This is a genomic window from Mycobacterium sp. IDUB_9, assembly GCF_055419505.1.
This window is the reverse complement of record NZ_JBVAXU010000002.1, coordinates 1,137,682-1,154,881: the sequence shown is the minus strand read 5'-3', so window position 1 is coordinate 1,154,881 and position 17,200 is coordinate 1,137,682. Positions and strand designations below refer to the sequence as shown.

19 protein-coding genes are annotated in these 17,200 nt (G+C 66.4%); 5 read left to right on the top strand and 14 right to left on the bottom strand.

Annotation, left to right across the window (positions count from 1 at the left end; all coding sequences use genetic code 11):
- The first annotated feature begins 24 nt into the window (after window positions 1–24).
- Window positions 25–684, top strand: a complete 660-nt coding sequence (locus ACZY08_RS14235) for a TetR/AcrR family transcriptional regulator (protein ID WP_463744241.1) — start codon at window positions 25–27, stop codon at window positions 682–684.
- Between the two features lie 9 nt (window positions 685–693).
- Here the strand turns inward: ACZY08_RS14235 and gatB are convergent, their stop codons facing one another.
- Both gatB and ACZY08_RS14225 read right to left on the bottom strand, forming a co-directional pair.
- On the bottom strand, window positions 694–2,205 hold the full coding sequence (gatB, locus tag ACZY08_RS14230) for an Asp-tRNA(Asn)/Glu-tRNA(Gln) amidotransferase subunit GatB (RefSeq protein ID WP_463744242.1): 1,512 nt from the start codon (window positions 2,203–2,205) through the stop codon (window positions 694–696).
- A 26-nt stretch (window positions 2,206–2,231) separates the two neighbouring features.
- The gene (locus ACZY08_RS14225) at window positions 2,232–2,705 is read right to left on the bottom strand and encodes a MarR family winged helix-turn-helix transcriptional regulator (RefSeq protein ID WP_463744243.1); all 474 of its coding nucleotides are present in this window, start codon (window positions 2,703–2,705) and stop codon (window positions 2,232–2,234) included.
- A gap of 74 nt (window positions 2,706–2,779) precedes the next feature.
- Between ACZY08_RS14225 and ACZY08_RS14220 the strand changes: the two genes are divergently transcribed.
- Complete coding sequence (locus ACZY08_RS14220; protein WP_463744244.1) at window positions 2,780–3,472, top strand: NAD(P)-dependent oxidoreductase; 693 nt, start codon at window positions 2,780–2,782, stop codon at window positions 3,470–3,472.
- A gap of 18 nt (window positions 3,473–3,490) precedes the next feature.
- Here the strand turns inward: ACZY08_RS14220 and ACZY08_RS14215 are convergent, their stop codons facing one another.
- The 8 genes from ACZY08_RS14215 to ACZY08_RS14180 all read right to left on the bottom strand — a co-directional run bounded on the left by ACZY08_RS14215 (window position 3,491) and on the right by ACZY08_RS14180 (window position 10,189).
- The gene (locus ACZY08_RS14215) at window positions 3,491–4,522 is read right to left on the bottom strand and encodes an ATP-dependent 6-phosphofructokinase (RefSeq protein ID WP_463744245.1); all 1,032 of its coding nucleotides are present in this window, start codon (window positions 4,520–4,522) and stop codon (window positions 3,491–3,493) included.
- Window positions 4,523–4,577: 55 nt separating this feature from the next.
- Window positions 4,578–6,059, bottom strand: a complete 1,482-nt coding sequence (gene gatA / locus ACZY08_RS14210; protein WP_463744246.1) for an Asp-tRNA(Asn)/Glu-tRNA(Gln) amidotransferase subunit GatA — start codon at window positions 6,057–6,059, stop codon at window positions 4,578–4,580.
- Between the two features lie 5 nt (window positions 6,060–6,064).
- Window positions 6,065–6,364: an Asp-tRNA(Asn)/Glu-tRNA(Gln) amidotransferase subunit GatC gene (gene gatC, locus ACZY08_RS14205; protein ID WP_463744247.1), complete on the bottom strand. Its 300-nt coding sequence runs from the start codon at window positions 6,362–6,364 to the stop codon at window positions 6,065–6,067.
- Window positions 6,365–6,431: 67 nt separating this feature from the next.
- Window positions 6,432–7,097, bottom strand: a complete 666-nt coding sequence (locus ACZY08_RS14200) for a hypothetical protein (RefSeq protein WP_463744248.1) — start codon at window positions 7,095–7,097, stop codon at window positions 6,432–6,434.
- A gap of 18 nt (window positions 7,098–7,115) precedes the next feature.
- Complete coding sequence (locus ACZY08_RS14195) at window positions 7,116–7,616, bottom strand: hypothetical protein (protein WP_463744249.1); 501 nt, start codon at window positions 7,614–7,616, stop codon at window positions 7,116–7,118.
- A 366-nt stretch (window positions 7,617–7,982) separates the two neighbouring features.
- Window positions 7,983–8,561 (bottom strand): hypothetical protein, encoded by a 579-nt coding sequence (locus ACZY08_RS14190; RefSeq protein ID WP_463744250.1) that lies wholly within the window; start codon window positions 8,559–8,561, stop codon window positions 7,983–7,985.
- A gap of 136 nt (window positions 8,562–8,697) precedes the next feature.
- Window positions 8,698–9,519 (bottom strand): hypothetical protein, encoded by an 822-nt coding sequence (locus ACZY08_RS14185; RefSeq protein ID WP_463744251.1) that lies wholly within the window; start codon window positions 9,517–9,519, stop codon window positions 8,698–8,700.
- A 25-nt stretch (window positions 9,520–9,544) separates the two neighbouring features.
- A complete protein-coding gene (locus tag ACZY08_RS14180) occupies window positions 9,545–10,189 on the bottom strand; it encodes a hypothetical protein (RefSeq protein WP_463744252.1) in 645 nt (214 codons plus the stop codon).
- Between the two features lie 289 nt (window positions 10,190–10,478).
- On the opposite strand from ACZY08_RS14180, the gene ACZY08_RS14175 reads away from it, so the two are divergent.
- Window positions 10,479–11,138 (top strand): ACT domain-containing protein, encoded by a 660-nt coding sequence (locus ACZY08_RS14175; protein WP_463744253.1) that lies wholly within the window; start codon window positions 10,479–10,481, stop codon window positions 11,136–11,138.
- Between the two features lie 7 nt (window positions 11,139–11,145).
- Here the strand turns inward: ACZY08_RS14175 and ligA are convergent, their stop codons facing one another.
- On the bottom strand, window positions 11,146–13,227 hold the full coding sequence (ligA, locus tag ACZY08_RS14170; protein WP_463745248.1) for an NAD-dependent DNA ligase LigA: 2,082 nt from the start codon (window positions 13,225–13,227) through the stop codon (window positions 11,146–11,148).
- An 83-nt stretch (window positions 13,228–13,310) separates the two neighbouring features.
- On the opposite strand from ligA, the gene ACZY08_RS14165 reads away from it, so the two are divergent.
- Both ACZY08_RS14165 and ACZY08_RS14160 read left to right on the top strand, forming a co-directional pair.
- Window positions 13,311–13,712: an MmcQ/YjbR family DNA-binding protein gene (locus tag ACZY08_RS14165; RefSeq protein ID WP_463744254.1), complete on the top strand. Its 402-nt coding sequence runs from the start codon at window positions 13,311–13,313 to the stop codon at window positions 13,710–13,712.
- A gap of 12 nt (window positions 13,713–13,724) precedes the next feature.
- Window positions 13,725–15,299, top strand: coding sequence for a 4-coumarate--CoA ligase family protein (locus tag ACZY08_RS14160; RefSeq protein WP_463744255.1), 1,575 nt, complete (start codon window positions 13,725–13,727; stop codon window positions 15,297–15,299).
- Here the strand turns inward: ACZY08_RS14160 and ACZY08_RS14155 are convergent.
- From ACZY08_RS14155 to ACZY08_RS14145, 3 genes are all read right to left on the bottom strand, one after another.
- Window positions 15,296–15,619 carry an ArsR/SmtB family transcription factor gene (locus ACZY08_RS14155; protein ID WP_463744256.1) on the bottom strand — a complete coding sequence of 108 codons (324 nt, stop codon included), beginning with the start codon at window positions 15,617–15,619 and terminating at the stop codon, window positions 15,296–15,298. The genes ACZY08_RS14160 and ACZY08_RS14155 overlap by 4 nt on opposite strands.
- The gene (locus ACZY08_RS14150) at window positions 15,616–16,110 is read right to left on the bottom strand and encodes an SRPBCC family protein (protein ID WP_463744257.1); all 495 of its coding nucleotides are present in this window, start codon (window positions 16,108–16,110) and stop codon (window positions 15,616–15,618) included. The genes ACZY08_RS14155 and ACZY08_RS14150 overlap by 4 nt, the downstream gene beginning before the upstream one ends.
- A 69-nt stretch (window positions 16,111–16,179) precedes the next feature.
- A complete protein-coding gene (locus tag ACZY08_RS14145; RefSeq protein ID WP_463744258.1) occupies window positions 16,180–17,190 on the bottom strand; it encodes a uroporphyrinogen decarboxylase/cobalamine-independent methonine synthase family protein in 1,011 nt (336 codons plus the stop codon).
- Window positions 17,191–17,200: the final 10 nt, after the last annotated feature.

Sequence of the window (17,200 nt, the reverse complement as noted above, 5' to 3'; positions counted from 1 at the left end):
AACGCGCATAATGCGCCCTTAGAAATGGTTCGCCTATCACGTACCATTACCCGGGTGCCTGACCGCCAGCGCCGCAGATATGCACCGCGGCTACCGCGTGAAAAACGGCGCGAGCAACTGCTGGACGCAGCTTTGACCGTGCTCCACGATTGCCCCCTGCACGAGCTGACGATGGAGGCAGTCGCCGAGGCCGGCGGCGTAGGCAAACCCGTCCTCTATACCGCGTTCCGGACCCGCACCGAGTTGGTGGCCGCGTTGCTCGTCCGCGAGCATCAGCTCGGACTGAGCCAGGTCCTGACCACCCTGCCCAAGAATCTGTCGGTAACCGGACCGGCAGATGCGTACACCGCTACCGTCACCGGTTTCCTGCGCTGCGTGTTGGAGAACCCCGCGCGCTGGCGGCTCATTCTCACGGTGCCCGACAGCGCTCCGCGGGACTTTCACGCGGCGGTCCGCAACGCTCGCAACGAGATCCTCACGCAGGTCGAGCAAATGGCAAAAGCGGGCATAGCGGTGGATCCCCGGTTTTCCGAATTGGATCCCGAGCTTCTCGGCCACACCTTGCTGTCGTTCGCCGAGATGTTGGGCCGCCTGGCCGTGCACGACCCGGACAGCTATCCGCGCGAACGGCTCGAGCAATATGCCACTGCGGCGATGACGATGTTCGCCCGCACGGTGAGCTGACGGGCGGGCTTACCCGCTCTGACCGCAGGCGGCCAGCACCAACTCGCGAACCCGGGCCGCGTCGGCCGAGCCCTTGGTCGCCTTCATCACCGCGCCGACGATCGCCCCGGCGGCCTGGATCTTGCCGCCACGGATCTTCTCCACGACATCGGGCTGAGCCTCGAGCGCTTTATCAATGGCAGCCTGGATCACCGAGTCGTCGCGCATGAGCGCCAAACCCCGGTCGGTCATCACCTGCTCGGGTTCGCCCTCGCCTGCCAGCACTCCCTCAATGACCTGGCGGGCCAGCTTGTTGGACAGCTTGCCCTCGTCGACGAGCTTGACCACGGTGGCCACCTGGGTCGGCGTGATCGGAAGGTCGGACACGGACACTTCGGTTTCGTTGGCCTTCTGCACCAGGAAGTTGCCCCACCAGGCGCGGGCAGCCTCACTGGAGGCGCCTTGCTCGACGGTGGCGGCCACCAGTTCCACCGCACCGGAGTTGACCAGATCGCGCATCACCTCGTCGGAGATGCCCCAATCCTGCTGAATCCGCTTGCGCGACAACCACGGAAGCTCAGGGATGGTCTGGCGGAGGCGTTCGATGAGCTCTGCGGCGGGGGCGACAGGCTCAAGGTCGGGCTCGGGAAAGTACCGGTAGTCCTCCGCGGTCTCCTTGCTGCGACCGGGCGATGTAAAGCCGTCCTCGTGGAAATGCCGCGTCTCCTGGGTGACCGTGCCGCCGGAGTTGAGAACTGCCGCCTGACGGCGCATTTCGTACCGGACCGCCACCTCGACGCTCTTGAGTGAGTTCACATTCTTGGTCTCGGTGCGGGTGCCGAACTCGGCAGCCCCGACCGGCTTGAGGGACAGGTTCGAGTCACACCGCATCGACCCCTGGTCCATCCGCACATCCGATACACCCAAGCCGCGCAGTAGGTCTCGCAGTGCCGTGACATAGGCACGGGCGATCTCCGGTGCGCGCGCCCCGGTTCCCTCGATGGTCCTGGTGACGATCTCGACGAGCGGGACGCCGGCACGGTTGAAATCAGCGAGGGAGGTCGTCGCGCCCGCGATGCGGCCGGTGTCGCTGCCCAGGTGGGTCAGCTTGCCGGTGTCCTCCTCCATGTGCGCACGCTCGATCTCGACGCGGAACGTGGTGCCATCGTCGAGCGGCACGTCGAGATAGCCGTTGACGGCGATCGGCTCGTCGTACTGCGAGATCTGGTAGTTCTTCGGCTGGTCGGGGTAGAAGTAGTTCTTCCGGGCGAACCGGCCCCACGGCGCGATGTCGCAGTTGAGCGCCAGGCCGATGCGGATCGCCGACTCGACCGCCGCCTCGTTGAGCACCGGCAGCGAACCGGGCAACCCGAGGCACACCGGGCAGACGAGCGTGTTGGGCTCGGCACCGAACCGGTTGGCGCAGCCGCAGAACATCTTGGTGGCTGTTGACAGCTCGACGTGCACCTCCATGCCCATCACGGGCTCATAGGCGGCGATGACGTCGTCGTAGTCAACGAGTTCAGCGGTAGCGACAGACATGCCGTCGATCCTAGTGGGGCCGTGTTTCAGGCCAGTCCGGGGTGGACGCCGGGGATCAGGCCTGCGGCGGCCGACAGCCGCCGCAGTGTGTGCCGCAGGACTGCGCGTTCCTCGTCGGACAGCGACGCGGTCAGCTCGTCCTCAAGCCCGCGACCCGCCTCGTCGAGCGCCGGGACCAGCTCGCGCGCCCGCTCTGTCAGTGACACCGCGAATGCTCGCCGGTCCTCGGGATGTGGCCGGCGTTCGACGAGCCCCTCGGTTTCCAGGGTGTCGATCAGCGTGACCATGACGTTGCGGTGCAGACCGAGACGCTCGCACAGTTCGCGCTGTGACTGTCCATCGACTCCGGCCAGCGCCAGCAGGACCGCGGTGGCCCGAGGATGCAGGCCCAGCGGTTCCAGCCTGGCCTTGAAGCCCTCGGCCACATACGCGCCAAGTTGGGACAGCAGGAACGGTATGCGCTCGTCGAGAGCGGACACACCGGTCGGTTCCTGGGCCACGATCCGAACACTAGCACTACCAGTGATTGTCATATAGCGTGATTGTCACTATTAGTGACTAATTGGGAGGCAACATGCGACTCGTCATCTTCGGCGCCAACGGGGCAACCGGACGTCTGCTCACCCGCCGAGCCCTCGACGCCGGCCACGGTGTCGTGGCGGTCACCCGCCACCCCGAGGCGTTCCCCATCACCGGGGCGGCACTCACCGTGGCCGAGGCCGACGTGCGTGACGCGGCGGCGGTCACCACCGCAGTCGACGGCGCCGACGCGGTGCTGTCCACCCTGGGCGTCACTTTCACCATGGATCCCGTCGACACGTACTCCGTCGGCGTGGGCAACATCGTCGCGGCGATGCGCGCGACCGCAGTGGAGAAGCTGGCCGTCGTGAGTTCCACCGCGATCGCCGATTACCCCGGCCGCACCGAAACCCCGTTCGCGCTGCGCCTGGTCCAACCGGTGATCAGCCGGATCTTCGGCAAGACCCTCTATGCCGACATGCGCCGCATGGAGGACATCGTGACCGACAGCGGCCTGAATTGGACGATCGTGCGCCCCTCCGGGCTGTTCGACCTGCCGGACGTCACCGAATACGTTGCCGGACAGTGCGATCCGGTGGGTGCGTTCACCTCCCGCACCGACCTCGCCGACTATCTGCTGACGCTGGCCGAATCTCCGGAAACCGGTGCCACCGTGACGGTTTCGACGACCGCGAACACCCCTTCGATGTGGCAGCTGCTACGCCGCGAAGCGCTCAAGAGTGCATGATTTTTCCGGCAACAGGGACTAGCCGAAGAACTCGGCGGCGTCGTCATAGCGGGACTGCGGCACCAGTTTGAGGTGTCGGGTCGCATCGGCCAGGGACACCCGGCCGATGTCCTGTCCCTGCAGCGACACCATCATCCCGAACTCACCGGCATGCGCGGCATCGGCCGCGTTCACGCCGAACCGGGTGGCCAGAACCCGGTCGTACGCCGTCGGGGTACCACCGCGCTGGACGTGTCCCAGCACGGTGACCCGGACGTCCTTCTTGATCCGCTTTTCCACCTCGAGCGCCAATTGCTGTGCCACACCGGTGAATTTCTCGTGCCCGAACTCGTCCATGCCGCCCTGGCGCAGTTGCATGGTGCCCTCTGCGGGCTTCGCTCCCTCGGCCACCACACAGATGAAGTGTGACGATCCGTGCTGGAACCGCTTCTTGACCAGCCGGCACACGTCCTCGACGTCGAAGGGCTGCTCGGGGATCAACGTCATGTGCGCACCCGAGGCCAGGCCGGCGTTCAGCGCGATCCACCCGGCATGCCGGCCCATCACCTCGACCAGCATGACCCGCTGGTGCGACTCGGCGGTGCTGTGCAGCCGGTCGATGGCTTCGGTGGCCACCTGCAGGGCCGTGTCGTGGCCGAAAGTCACGTCCGTGCAATCGATGTCGTTGTCGATGGTCTTGGGCACCCCGACCACCGGCACGTTCTCCTCGGACAACCAGTGCGCGGCAGTCAGTGTGCCCTCACCGCCGATCGGGATCAACACGTCGATCCCGTTGTCTTCGAGGGTCTGCTTGATCTGGTCCAGGCCCGCCCGCAGCTTGTCCGGGTTGACCCGCGCGGTGCCCAGCACGGTTCCGCCCTTGGCCAGCAGCCGATCATTGCGATCATCGTTGGCCAGCTGGATACGGCGATCCTCCAACAGGCCACGCCAGCCGTCGAGAAATCCGACCACCGACGAGCCGTAGCGCTGGTCGCAGGTACGCACCACCGCCCGGATCACCGCGTTCAGGCCAGGACAATCACCGCCGCCGGTGAGAACTCCGATGCGCATGGGCACCATCTTGCCCCGACTGACACGACCGCGCCGGGGATAGAGGGCGTGCCGCCTACAACGCGCTGGGCAACGGGCCGCGGGCAGCCTCGTAGGCCGCGCCGACCCGGTACAGCCGGTCATCGGCCAGGGCCGGCGCCATGATCTGCAGTCCGACGGGCAGGCCGTCGTCGGGCGAGAGACCCGACGGCACGGACATGCCGCAGTGCCCGGCCAGGTTCAGCGGCAGCGTGCACAGGTCGAACAGGTACATGGCCAGCGGATCGTCGACCTTCTCCCCCAACCGGAACGCCGTCGTCGGGGTCGCCGGGGAGATCAGCACGTCGACGTTCTGATAGGCCTGGTCGAGGTCGCGGGCGATCAGGGTCCGCACCTTCTGCGCCTGGTTGTAGTAAGCGTCGTAGTAGCCCGCCGACAACGCATAGGTGCCGATCATGATCCGGCGCTTGACCTCCGGCCCGAATCCGGCGGCTCGGGTCAACGCCATGACCTCCTCGGCGCTGTGCGTGCCGTCATCGCCGACGCGCAGTCCGAACCGCATCGCGTCGAAGCGGGCCAGGTTGCTCGACACCTCCGAGGGCAGGATCAGGTAGTAAGCATCCATCGCATGGTCGAAGTGCGGGCAATCGACCTCGGTGACTTCGGCTCCGAGCGCGGTCAGCTGGGCGACCGCGGCGTTGAACGACTCCAGCACGCCGGGCTGGTATCCGTCGCCGCGCAGCTGCTTGACCACACCGACCCGTACGCCCTTGAGATCGCCCTGCGCACCCGCCCGGGCCGCACCGACGACGTCGGGCACCGGGGCATCCACGGAGGTGGAATCGCGCGGGTCGTGGCCGGCGATCACCTGGTGCAGCAGTGCGGTGTCGAGCACCGTGCGGGCACACGGACCGCCCTGGTCCAGCGAAGACGCGCAGGCGATCAGGCCGTAGCGCGAGACCGTGCCGTATGTCGGTTTGACGCCGACCGTCGCGGTGAGCGCGGCCGGCTGACGGATCGACCCGCCGGTGTCGGTGCCGATGGCCAGCGGAGCCTGATAGGCGGCGAGCGCTGCGGCGCTACCGCCGCCTGATCCGCCGGGCACCCGCTCGGTGTTCCACGGGTTGCGGGTCGGGCCGTAGGCCGAGTTCTCCGTCGACGACCCCATGGCGAATTCGTCCATGTTGGTCTTGCCCAGGATCGGGATGCCCGCGGCGCGCAGCTTGGCGGTGACGGTCGCGTCGTACGGCGCGCGCCAGCCTTCGAGGATCTTGGACCCCGCCGTGGTCGGCATGTCAGTGGCGGTGAAGACGTCCTTGAGCGCCAGCGGCACCCCGGCCAGCGGCGAAGGCAGCGTCTCACCGGCCGCCACGGCGGCATCGATCCGGGCCGCGTCGGCCAGCGCGGAATCTGCCGCCACGTGCAGGAAGGCATTGAAGCGTTCGTCGGTGTCCGCGATCTGGTCCAAATGGGCCTGCGTCACCTCGGTCGAGGAGACTTCCTTGGCCGCGATCTGGGCACCCAGGGTCGCCGCATCGCGACGGATCAGCTCACTCATACTCGTCATTCACCCTCTCCGAGAATCCGCGGCACGGCGAAGCGCCCGTCTTCGGCGCGCGGCGCGGCGGCCAGCGCTTCCTCCTGCGTCAGGCACGGCTGGACAACGTCAGGCCGGCTGACGTTGACGTCCTTCAGCGGATTGTCCGTCGCTTCCACACCGGTGACGTCGACGGACTGGATCTGGCTGACATGGCCGAGGATGGCATCCAGCTGTCCGGCGAAACTGTCCAGTTCGTCATCGGTCAGCGCCAGACGCGCCAGACGCGCCAGATGGGCAACCTCGTCTCGGGAGATCTTCGACACGACAAAGCAGCCTAGTCAAAGCACAGGAACTACCACACAGCGGCAGCACACCCGCCGCGGCGCAGCGCTACAGCGTGCGCTTGACCGCCACGACTTTGAACGTCGCCGACTTCATTTTTTCGGCAGTCGATTTGTCGCGTACCGACCCGAACGCCGTTCTTTTCTGGATGGCATGCGGCCCGAGGAGAGCTCCTGCGCCTGAGTCGGTGGCGAGCTGGACGCCACTGCTGTCGAATGCCCCCAGCGTGACGAAGAAGCTTCGTACCGTGTCGGTTTTGTTGGTCAGCGTGATGGGCAGTTCGGCGGTTCCCGACGGGCTGATGGTGACCTCGCCGAAATCCACCTGCAGTTCATTCGCGAGGACGTCCTCGACATCCTCATTGAAAAACTCCTCATCGCTGTCTGCCGAGGAACCCGCAGAATCCGGACCTGTTGTCGGGGTCGCGAGTGCCGGCACCACAAGCATCACAACGCTGACGGCGACCGCCAGTGCGGATATCACCGTCCCCACTACAGCCGGTAGTGGGTGTGCCGCGGCAGTGCGGAGCAGAGCCACGATGCCTGTGGCGACGCCGATGCCGGCTACCACGGTGGCCGCCGGAACCAGTGAGAACAGCGCCAGCGCCATGCCGATCAATCCCGCGATGATCGCGGCAGCCGACCACAGATACGGTGTGCTGCCACCGGGATTCGGTCCTGCCGGCGCAGCTTGAATCGGAGTCGGGGTGTACATCGTCTACCTCTCAGACTCTCAGTTACTTGGTGCCCGGATACCAATGACCCGGAAGTTGGCGCCCTTGAGTTTTTCGGCTCGTTCCTTGTTCACCGGCCCGGTGAACATCTCGATGTCCTGCGAGGCGCCCGGAACCATATCCATAACAGTCCGGTCGGCCTGGATCTGGTTGTCGGATTTGCCCTCATAGGCTCCGATCGACAACGAGAATTGTCCGCCGGTTGCCGACTTACTCGTCACCTTCACCTTCAATCGGTTGTTCACGACTCGATCCGCGTAGCCGTCGGAGGCGGGTTGGAAATCAAACTCATAGTTACCAATTTCGACGTCAAGGCCGTTGCCGGCCGCTGATACGACCTCGGACCCGCCGTAGACGAACCCCATACCGATCACGATGGCGATGGCGATGGCGGACAAAGCGCCGCCGAGAACCGCTGGAAGCACCGATTCATCGTGTACGCGTTCCCGCCGCAGCCATCCGATGGCGGCGGCAATGATCCCGAAGACACCGGCAACCACACCCACCCAGCCTGCCGGTGGCGGTGCGAAGGCCAGTCCTATTCCGCATGCGCCGACCACCAGGGAGACCAGCGGCCACCTTCGCCGCCAACCGGTCCCACCGCTCCGCGCATGGGGCAGTGAAGGGTACCCGGCCATCGGGACTCCGTAATCCGGGGCCAACTGCGGTGCCCCACCGCCGTACATCGGTGGGGGTGCGGCGTAACCCCACGATGGACCGCCACCGGGATTCGGGGCCCCGGAGGTGGGTGGGAACTGTTGCCCGCCAAAGCCGCCCGCTGGCGGCGGATAGTCAGGCGGGGTGCCCCACGGATCTGGTCCGGTCATCGGATCGGCTCCCCACTTTGCATGAACATCTCGTCGCGGCTATTTCGGTTCACGGGAACTCGCCTCGATCGCTCGGAAGGTCGCGTTCTTGATCTGGTCGTAGTCCACGGGACTGTTGGAACCGTCAAAAGCCTTGGCTTTCTTCGTCTGTCCAGCGTTCAGCGTTTCCTCGACCGAAGACGTCGCCAACTGGGTGTTTCCTTCGAAGGCCCCGATCAGCACATAGAATGTCCGTGCTTCCGTCAGGCGATTCTTCACGGTGACCGACAACTCACCGGATTTCTCGGCCGACATCACGAAGTCCCCTACTGTCACCTCGAGCTGGTCGGCGAGCACCTTCTGTGTGTTCGCTCGTCCTGCTAGCGGGGCCGCTGTCTGCGCGGGGGGCGTCTCGACCGCATCGCCCGAACCTGAGTAGACGATGGTCATGACGATGCCCATGATGAGGGCAAGTGCTGAGGTGACAGTGCCGATCGCGGCAAGACTCGGCCCGTCGGTCCCCCGACGCACCAGAGCAACGATTCCGACCGTCAGTCCGGCGATACCGGCCATCGCCGCAACCAACCCGACGTAATAGGGCACAAACGCCAGCAGAAGTGCACCGACACCGACGAACACGGAAATGATCGCCGGCGTCGAGCTGGCACCGTGGGTTCGCGGTGGCGGTGACTCTGTTTGTCTGTGCGGCACGGGTGGATAGGCGCCGAAGCCGCTTCCGAATTCAGGCGGCTGCCCGCCGAATGGTCCTGTCACATCAGACCTCCGAACTCCGGGCCGCGACCACCTTGAACTCTGCCGATTTGAGCTTCTGGGCCACTGCAACGTCTTCCTCGAAGGTGAAATAGTCCACGGTGGTGGTGGCGTTGGCTTCCAATGTCCCCGGACTACCGCCCCGGCCGAAGAATTTGCCACCAATCTGGGTGCGCTCATCGGCGAATGCTGCGATGTCAACTGAGAAGTTGCGAGCGGTGTTCAGCTTGTTGTGGAACGTGACCGGCATTCGGGTGCTCCACACCTTGCTACCGAAGCCGTCGAGCGTGTACTCGAACGCCCCGAACGTGACTTCGAGTTCGTCGCGCAAGATTCTCTTGGTCGCGTCGCTGTCAGCGGCCGCCGTCGACGCGCCGGGTGAGCTCCCGGTGTGCGAATTGACCTGGATCAGAACCGAACTCACCGTGAGGACGACGGCAACACCGGCTGCCACCGCACCGGAAATCGCCAGTGCCGGAACCTCTTCTCGATCACGACGTGCCTGGCGAATGCCGACGATCCCAGCGGCAAGACCTGTCAAGCCGATGACGGCCCCGATCAGGCCGAGCCAGAACGGTGCGCCGCTGTAGAACGGGATCAATACGAGTGCAACACCGATGATTCCGATCACCACGGACAGGATCGGCCACAGCGCACCGCCCGAGTTGGCTCGCGGCGGCAACGGCTGACCGACCGGCGGCGGTGCCGCCGACCCGGCATCGGGATATCCGCCCTGATATCCCGGGCCAGGACCACCCGCCCCGAACGGATCACCGAACGGCGAGCCGAGCCCGCCGCCGGGCGGTTCCTGCCCGAAACTCGTCATCACGCGTCCCTTCGCATCTTCGTCATCACGAGCAACTGGCCTTGGTCACTTCAAATCTCCCGTTTCGCAACCGATCTGCCTCGCTGCGCGGGATGCTGCCCGGGTACGAGAATCCGAAGACGTTCTGGCGCGCCGTTGCGCCGGGGTTGAGAGTCACCTGCACTCCGAGCCCGGGATAGACCTCGGCTCCTGCGCTGTCGAGGGCTCGGACGGTGAAGATGCAGAAGCGGGTGATGTCCCGTTTGCTGACCATCGTCATCTCTGCCACCGGATGCTGCGCATCGAGGGCGCCGCCGTCGTCACTGTATGGACCGAAACTGACCATGACCTCGTCCCTGAGGATCGATTCGGTGTCATGGTTGTTCTCGGGGATCGCCGTCGAGGGTCCCAACTTCTTCGATGTCACGGTCGCGGGGGCTGACGGAGCCGGCTCGGGTGCCGGTGCCCGGTAGACGACGAAGAACATCACCGCGGCCAGGGCCATCGCCAGTACCGACACCACGATTCCGGTGATCGCGCTACCCGCGCCGCGCCCCTCGCGCTGTCCTGCCTGCAGCCCCAAGACGCCCGCCACGATGCCGAAGATCCCGACCGGTATTGCTACGAATCCGATACCGGCAGGAAAGAGCGCGACGGCCAAGGCACAGATCCCGACGACCAACGCGATCAAGGGCCATCGGGACCCCGCCGTTGGTGGTGGCGGCGCGGTACCCGGCGGGGTACCGAAAGGCTGCAAAGGGCTTCCGAATGTGCCGTTGTCAGAGGGCCAACCGCTTCCCCACTGCGTCATCGCGCGACGAGCCCCCCGATCACGGTAAAAGTACCTGTGAACACCCCTGCGCGAGCATCGTAACCGGCTCTGGCCTGGGGAGCTGACACCAATTTCCCCCTCGGCTCGGCCCGCGTAGCGACGTCGCCCAGCGGTGCACCGGCAGTCCTCCTGTGCAACAGTGATGCGCGTGCCTTCGTATCTGCTGCGGGTCCAGCTCGAGGACCGACCAGGCAGCCTCGGCTCGCTCGCCGTAGCCCTCGGCTCGGTCGGAGCCGACATCCTGTCCCTCGACGTCGTCGAGCGCGGAGCCGGCTACGCCATCGATGATCTGGTCGTCGAGCTGCCGCTGGGCTCGATGCCCGACACCTTGATCACCGCCGCCGAGAGTCTTTCCGGCGTCTATGTCGACAGCATCCGCCCGCATACCGGGCTGCTCGAGGCGCACCGCGAACTCGAGTTGATCGACCACGTGGCGGCGGCGCGGTCGAGGGCCGGCCGGCTGAAGGTGCTGGCCGAAGAGGCGCCCCGGGTGCTGCGCGTCAGCTGGTGCACCGTGGTCCGGTCCACCGGTAGCGGCGTGGAACGTGTCGCGGCAAGCCATGGCGCACCCGAGACCCAGGCCCAATCGGCGCCGTGGTTGCCGTTGCCGACAGCCACCGCACTCGACGGCACCCAGGACTGGGTGCCGCAGGTGTGGCGCGACATGGACACCACGCTGGCCGCCGCGCCGTTGGGCGACCACGACACCGCGATCTTGCTGGGCCGCCCAGGGGGCCCAGGGTTCCGGCCGTCAGAGGTGGCGCGACTCGGCTACCTGGCCGGGATCGTCGCCACGATTCTGCGCTGAGACGCGGCTACTCCTCGTCCGCCGTCACTCGTGGGCCGTCGGCGAGCAGAGCGCGAAAGCCGTCCTCGTCGAGAATGGGGACACCGAGCTCCACCGCCTTGTCGTACTTGGAGCCAGGCGCATCGCCGGCGACCACGTAGGCGGTCTTCTTCGACACCGAGCTGGCGGCTTTGCCGCCGCGGCTGATGATGGCCTCCTTGGCCTGGTCGCGGGAGAACCCGGGCAGGGATCCGGTCACCACGATGGACAGACCTTCCAGCGTGCGCTCGATGCTCGCGTCGCGTTCGTCGGCCATCCGGACTCCGGCGGCGCGCCATTTGTCCACGATCCGGCGGTGCCAGTCGACGGTGAACCAGTCGATGACCGCGGCAGCGATCGTCGGGCCCACTCCTTCCACGGCGGCCAGCTGTTCCTCTGAGGCCGCGACAATGGCGTCGAGGCTGGCGAACTCGGTGGCCAGCGCCCGAGCGGCCGTGGGGCCCACGTGGCGGATCGACAACGCCACCAGGACCCGCCACAGCGGCTGAGCCTTGGCCTTGTCCAGATTGGCCAGCAGCCGTTTGCCGTTGGCGGACAGTTCGCCGGCCTTGGTGGTGAAAAGGTCGGTGCGCAACAGCTGGTCGGCGGTCAGGGTGAACAGATCACCTTCGTCGGCGATCACTCCGGCCTGCAGCAGCGCGGTGGCGGCCTCGTAGCCCAGACCCTCGATGTCGAACGCGCCGCGGCCGGCGACGTGAAACACCCTCTCCCGCAACTGCGCCGGGCAACTGCGGGTGTTCGGGCACCGGATGTCGGCGTCCCCCTCCTTGGCGGGGGCCAGCAAGGTGCCGCACTCGGGGCAGTGGGTCGGCATGACGAACGCATGCTCGGATCCGTCCCGCAGATCGACCACCGGACCGAGCACCTCGGGGATGACGTCACCGGCTTTGCGGATCACCACGGTGTCGCCGATCAGCACCCCCTTGCGCTGCACTTCGGTCGCGTTGTGCAGGGTGGCCAGACCGACGGTCGAGCCCGCCACCTTGACCGGCTCCATGTACGCGAACGGGGTGACCCGTCCGGTCCGCCCGACACTCACCCGGATGTCGAGCAGCTTCGTAGTGGCCTCTTCCGGCGGGTACTTGTATGCCACCGCCCAGCGCGGGGCGCGCGACGTCGCCCCGAGCCGACGCTGCAGCGCCACCTCGTCCACCTTGACCACGAGGCCGTCGATCTCGTGCTCGACGTCATGGCGGTGCTCACCCCAGTAGGCGATGCGCTCGGCGACCGCGGCCACGCCGGAAACCTTTGCCGTGTGCGCGGATACCGGCAGACCCCATTCACCCAGCGCCCGGTAGGCGTCATGCAGCGATTTGAACGGGAAACCCCCAGCGCTTTCTATATGGCCGAGGCCGTGGCAGATCATCCGTAATCGGCGGCGCGCGGTGACCGCTGGATTCTTCTGGCGCAGTGAGCCGGCCGCGCTGTTGCGGGGATTGGCGAACGGTGGCTTGCCCTCGGCGACGAGCCCGGCGTTGAGTTCCTCGAAGTCGGCAACACGGAAGAACACCTCGCCGCGCACTTCCAGCACGTCGGGCACCGGAAACTCGTCGGAGGCCGTCAACTGCTCCGGGATGTCGGAGATGGTGCGGGCGTTCAGCGTCACGTCTTCACCGCTACGTCCGTCCCCACGCGTCGCCGCCCGAACCAGCCGCCCGTTGCGGTAGACGAGCGCCAGGGCGACACCGTCGATCTTGAGCTCGCACAGATAGTGCGCGGCATCGCCCGTCTCCACGCTGATCCGGGTCGCCCAGGCCGACAGCTCCTCGGCATCGAAAACGTTGTCCAGCGACAACATCCGTTCGAGATGCTCGGCAGGGGAAAATTCGGTGGCGAACCCGGCGCCCCCGACGAGCTGTGTCGGGGAATCCGGGGTCCGCAGCTCGGGATACTCCTCCTCGAGCGCCTGCAGCTGCCGCAGCAGCACGTCGAAATCGGCATCGGAGATGATCGGCGCGTCTTTGACGTAGTACCGGAACTGATGGCCCCGCACTTCTTCGGCGAGTTCCTGCCAACGTCGCCGCACGTCGGAATCGGGCTGTTCGGGCAGTACGGCCTCAGCATCTCCGGTTGGCTTCTCGCTCACCCTGGCAGGCTATCGGAGCGGGATGACACCCCCACTAATCTGGGAGGATGCCGCATCCCATCATGTTCAGCGACGACGACCTGGGCCTGGCCGAATTGCGCACCGTTGCGCTGGGATTTCCCGAGGCCTTCGAGAAGATCTCGTGGGGCCGACCGGTCTTCTGCGCGCCGAAGATGTTCGCGATGTACGGCGGCAACGTCAAACCCGAGAGCCGCGGCGAGATGGTGCCCTATCCGCATTCGCTGTTGATCAAGGTCGACGAGAGCGACCGCCGGGCACTCGAACAGGACAGCCGCTTCTTCTTCCCTGCCTACATGGGCCCTTTCGGCTGGCTCGGTCTGGACTTCACCGCCGCGAAAGTAGATTGGGGCGAGGTTCGCGAACTCGTCGACGCCTCGTTCCGCCTGGTCGCCGCACGCCGCCTCATCAAACAACTCGACGAGAACTGATCGGAAACAGCCATGAGTTTTGCCAGCCCCTTCCCCGACGTCGACCTACCCGCCGTCAGCGTCTACGACTATCTGTTCGCCGGCATGTCGGCGGACGATTTCGACCGGATCGCCCTGGTTGACGCCAAGTCCGGTACCGAGACCAGCTACGGCGATCTGGTGCGCCGGATCGACACGTTCGCCGGTGGGCTGGCGGCACGCGGGATCGGTGTCGGCGACGTGGTTGCCCTGTTGTCCCCCAACAGTTCAGGTTTTGCGATCGCGTTCCACGGGATCCTGCGCGCAGGCGCCACGGCCACCACGGTCAATGCGCTGTTCACCGCGCGGGACATCACCAAGCAACTGCAGGATTCGAAGGCCCGCCTGCTGGTCACGGTGAATGCGCTGCTGCCGCAGGCCTTGGCGGGAGCGGCAGGCGCCGGCCTCGGCGAGGATCAGGTGGTCGTGCTCGACGGCGAGGGCCTCGGCGCCGAGCGCCCGGCACCCGATGTGAGCTTCGATCCGGCGCGCCACCTGGCCGCCCTTCCGTACAGCTCGGGCACCACCGCCAATCCCAAGGGCGTCATGCTCACCCACGCGAATCTGACGGCCAACGTGGCCCAGATCCGCCCACTGCAGGGCCTGACCGCCGACGACCGACTGTTGGCCGTGCTGCCGTTTTTCCACATCTACGGCATGACGGTGCTGCTCAACGCCGCCCTGCATGCCCGCGCCCGGCTGGTCATCATGCCGTCGTTCGATCTCGGTGAGTTCCTGGACAACATCGCGACCCACCGGTGCACGTTCGTCTACATCGCCCCGCCGGTGGCCGTCGCCCTGGCCAAGCACCCCATGGTCGACTCGTATGACCTGTCGTCGCTGCGGGCCGTGTTGTCCGGCGCGGCATCACTCGATGCCGACCTTGGCCGTGCCGTGGCGGATCGGTTGAGCTGCACTGTCTCTCAGGGCTACGGCATGAGCGAGCTGAGCCCGGTCAGTCACATCACCCCGCATGACGGCGGGCTGGCCACGGTCGGCACGGCCGCGCCGCTGGACTCGTGCGGCTGGACCGTCCCCAACAGCGTGAGCAAGCTGGTCGATCCCGACACCGGCGACGAGATCGACATCCCGGCAGAGGGTTTGAGCGCGACCGGCGAACTCTGGTTCAAGGGACCCAACGTGATGGCCGGCTACCTCAACAATGAGGCAGCCACACAGGAGACCATCGACGCCGACGGGTTCCTGCACACCGGGGATCTGGCCCAGGTGGATTCCAGCGGCTGCGTCTACGTTGTCGACCGGCTGAAGGAACTCATCAAATACAAGGGCTACCAGGTGCCACCAGCCGAGTTGGAATCCGTCCTGCTGGGCCACCCCGGCATCGCCGACGCCGCGGTGATCGGGGTGCAGGACAAGGAATCCGGTGAGGAAGTGCCGAAAGCCTTTGTGGTCAAACAGCCTTCATCTGACTTGAGCGGCGAAGAAGTGATGGCGTTCGTGGCCGGCCTGGTAGCGCCCTACAAGAAGGTGCGCCAGGTCGAGTTCATCGACGCAATCCCCAAGTCTTCGGCGGGCAAGATCCTGCGCCGGGAGCTGCGGGGCAACTAGTCCTCGATGTAGGCCCGCAGCCGGTCGATCGCACTGTCCCAGCGCCGCGACAGCGCCGTCAGGTAGTCGCCGGCCTGCACCAGCGGCTCGGGCTGGATCCGCCAGATCCGTTCGCGGCCCTTGCGATCACTGGTCACCAGACCCACCGCCTCCAGCAGCAGCAAGTGCTTGGTGGCGGCTTGACGTGTCACCGGAATCACCTGCGTCAGTTGCACCGTCGAACACGGGCCACCCTCACAGAGCCGGGTCACGATGCGTAACCGGTTGGGATCGCCGAGCGCGTCAAACAGTGGTGCGCGCTCGGCGACGGCGGTCGTCACTCCGTCTCGCCGAGCGCGAGGTACTTGCGCACCAGCTCGGTCTGGATGGCCCAGCCCTCGCTGTTGGACTCGTACGCCGCGCCGCGCCGCGAGGCCGGGATCGCGTCGAATCCAGACTCGACGATCCGGAGCAGCACTCCATCGGCAGCCTCGGTCAAGGTGAACTCCACCAGCGTGGTGGGCTCGGCCGAGTAGTCGGTGTCGGGATCCACGGCGTAGGGATGCCAGCGGTAGGCCAGCCGGTGCGGCGGTTCCAATGCGACGATGTGCCACTTGTCCGCCTCGCCCGCGTACGGCTTCTGGGATGCCGCCACGTCCCGGTCGACCTCGGTCGGCGTGATCACCCCGTTGACGGTTTCACCGGCGACGAACGGCCCGTCGAACCGGACCCCGAACCAGCGGCCGAATTCCTCGGAGTCGCCGATGGCCCGCCACACGCGATCCAAAGACGCCTTGAGCAGAACCTCTTTCTCGATCCGATCAGTACTCATATGCAACCTTTCAGTTGCCCTTCAGCCTACGACCACGCACAGCCAAGCGCAACCTTTTGGTTGCTTTTACTAGATCGCGTCCGGATCTTCGGCGAAGGCGTCGGCAACCTTCTGCGCGAGTTCCACCGCGGCGCGCGCCCACTGCGAGTTAGCGCCGGCCAGCCCGCACGCCGGCGTGATGCCGATGCGGTCACGCAGGACGGCCCGGGCGAACCCGAGTCGGTCTGTCAGCGCCACCGCACTCTTGGCGACCTCTTCTACCGAGGGCACGCCGTCGGGCGCCGTCGAGGGCACCAGGCCGAGCAGCACGGTGCGTCCCGAGTCGACGAACTCCCCGACACCGTCCAGATCCGCGGGCGTCAATGTCGAAACGTCGATCGACACGGCCTGGACAGCACTGCGCAACAGGGCCTTCCACGGCAGTTCGGGTGCACAGCTGTGCAGCGCAACCTCGGTGCCGGTCGCTGCGACACAAGCGTCGATCAGGTTCATCGCCAACGGCTCGTCCACCGGATGCACCGGGGTGAAACTGGTGACCCCGGACAGCCGGCCGGCCAGCGCGGCAGGCAGCGACGGTTCATCGAGCTGGACCACCACGGGGGTCTCCAACCGCCGCGCCACCTCGGCCCGGTGGATCGCCAGCCCTTCGGCCAGGGAAGCCGAAAGATCCCGCAGCGCACCGTGATCGGTGATGGCGCGATGCCCGTTGGGCAATTCCAGTTGCGATGCGAGTGTGATGGGGCCGGGTGCCTGCACCTTGACGGCACGCCCACTGCCCCGCAGCCCGGCGCGCTCCCAGGCTTCTTCCAGCGCGTCGATGTCCTCGCCGAGCAGGCTCGCCGCCCGGCGCCGCGCAGCGCTACGCCCCGCGGCCATGCGGTATCCGCGCGGCACGGTGTCGATCCCGATGTCGACCAGCAGCGCCCCGGCGCGCCCGATGAGATCGGCGCCGATCCCGCGGGCGGGCAGCTCCGCGAGATGCGAGAGGGTGTGCAGTTCACCGACGACGACTTCTGCTGCGGCCCGTGGGTCGGTGCCCGGCCAGGATCCGATCCCGGTGGCTGTCGCGAAGACACTCATGCGAAAACGC

Coding starts and splice junctions, on each gene's coding strand:
- ACZY08_RS14150 (WP_463744257.1), bottom strand. CDS start 16,110: ATGAGTACTGATCGGATCGAGAAAGAGGTTCTGCTCAAGGCGTCTTTG.
- ACZY08_RS14160 (WP_463744255.1), top strand. CDS start 13,725: ATGAGTTTTGCCAGCCCCTTCCCCGACGTCGACCTACCCGCCGTCAGC.
- ACZY08_RS14200 (WP_463744248.1), bottom strand. CDS start 7,097: ATGTACACCCCGACTCCGATTCAAGCTGCGCCGGCAGGACCGAATCCC.
- ACZY08_RS14215 (WP_463744245.1), bottom strand. CDS start 4,522: ATGCGCATCGGAGTTCTCACCGGCGGCGGTGATTGTCCTGGCCTGAAC.
- gatB (WP_463744242.1), bottom strand. CDS start 2,205: ATGTCTGTCGCTACCGCTGAACTCGTTGACTACGACGACGTCATCGCC.
- ACZY08_RS14165 (WP_463744254.1), top strand. CDS start 13,311: ATGCCGCATCCCATCATGTTCAGCGACGACGACCTGGGCCTGGCCGAA.
- ACZY08_RS14145 (WP_463744258.1), bottom strand. CDS start 17,190: ATGAGTGTCTTCGCGACAGCCACCGGGATCGGATCCTGGCCGGGCACC.
- ACZY08_RS14235 (WP_463744241.1), top strand. CDS start 25: ATGGTTCGCCTATCACGTACCATTACCCGGGTGCCTGACCGCCAGCGC.
- gatA (WP_463744246.1), bottom strand. CDS start 6,059: ATGAGTGAGCTGATCCGTCGCGATGCGGCGACCCTGGGTGCCCAGATC.
- ACZY08_RS14185 (WP_463744251.1), bottom strand. CDS start 9,519: ATGACGAGTTTCGGGCAGGAACCGCCCGGCGGCGGGCTCGGCTCGCCG.
- ACZY08_RS14220 (WP_463744244.1), top strand. CDS start 2,780: ATGCGACTCGTCATCTTCGGCGCCAACGGGGCAACCGGACGTCTGCTC.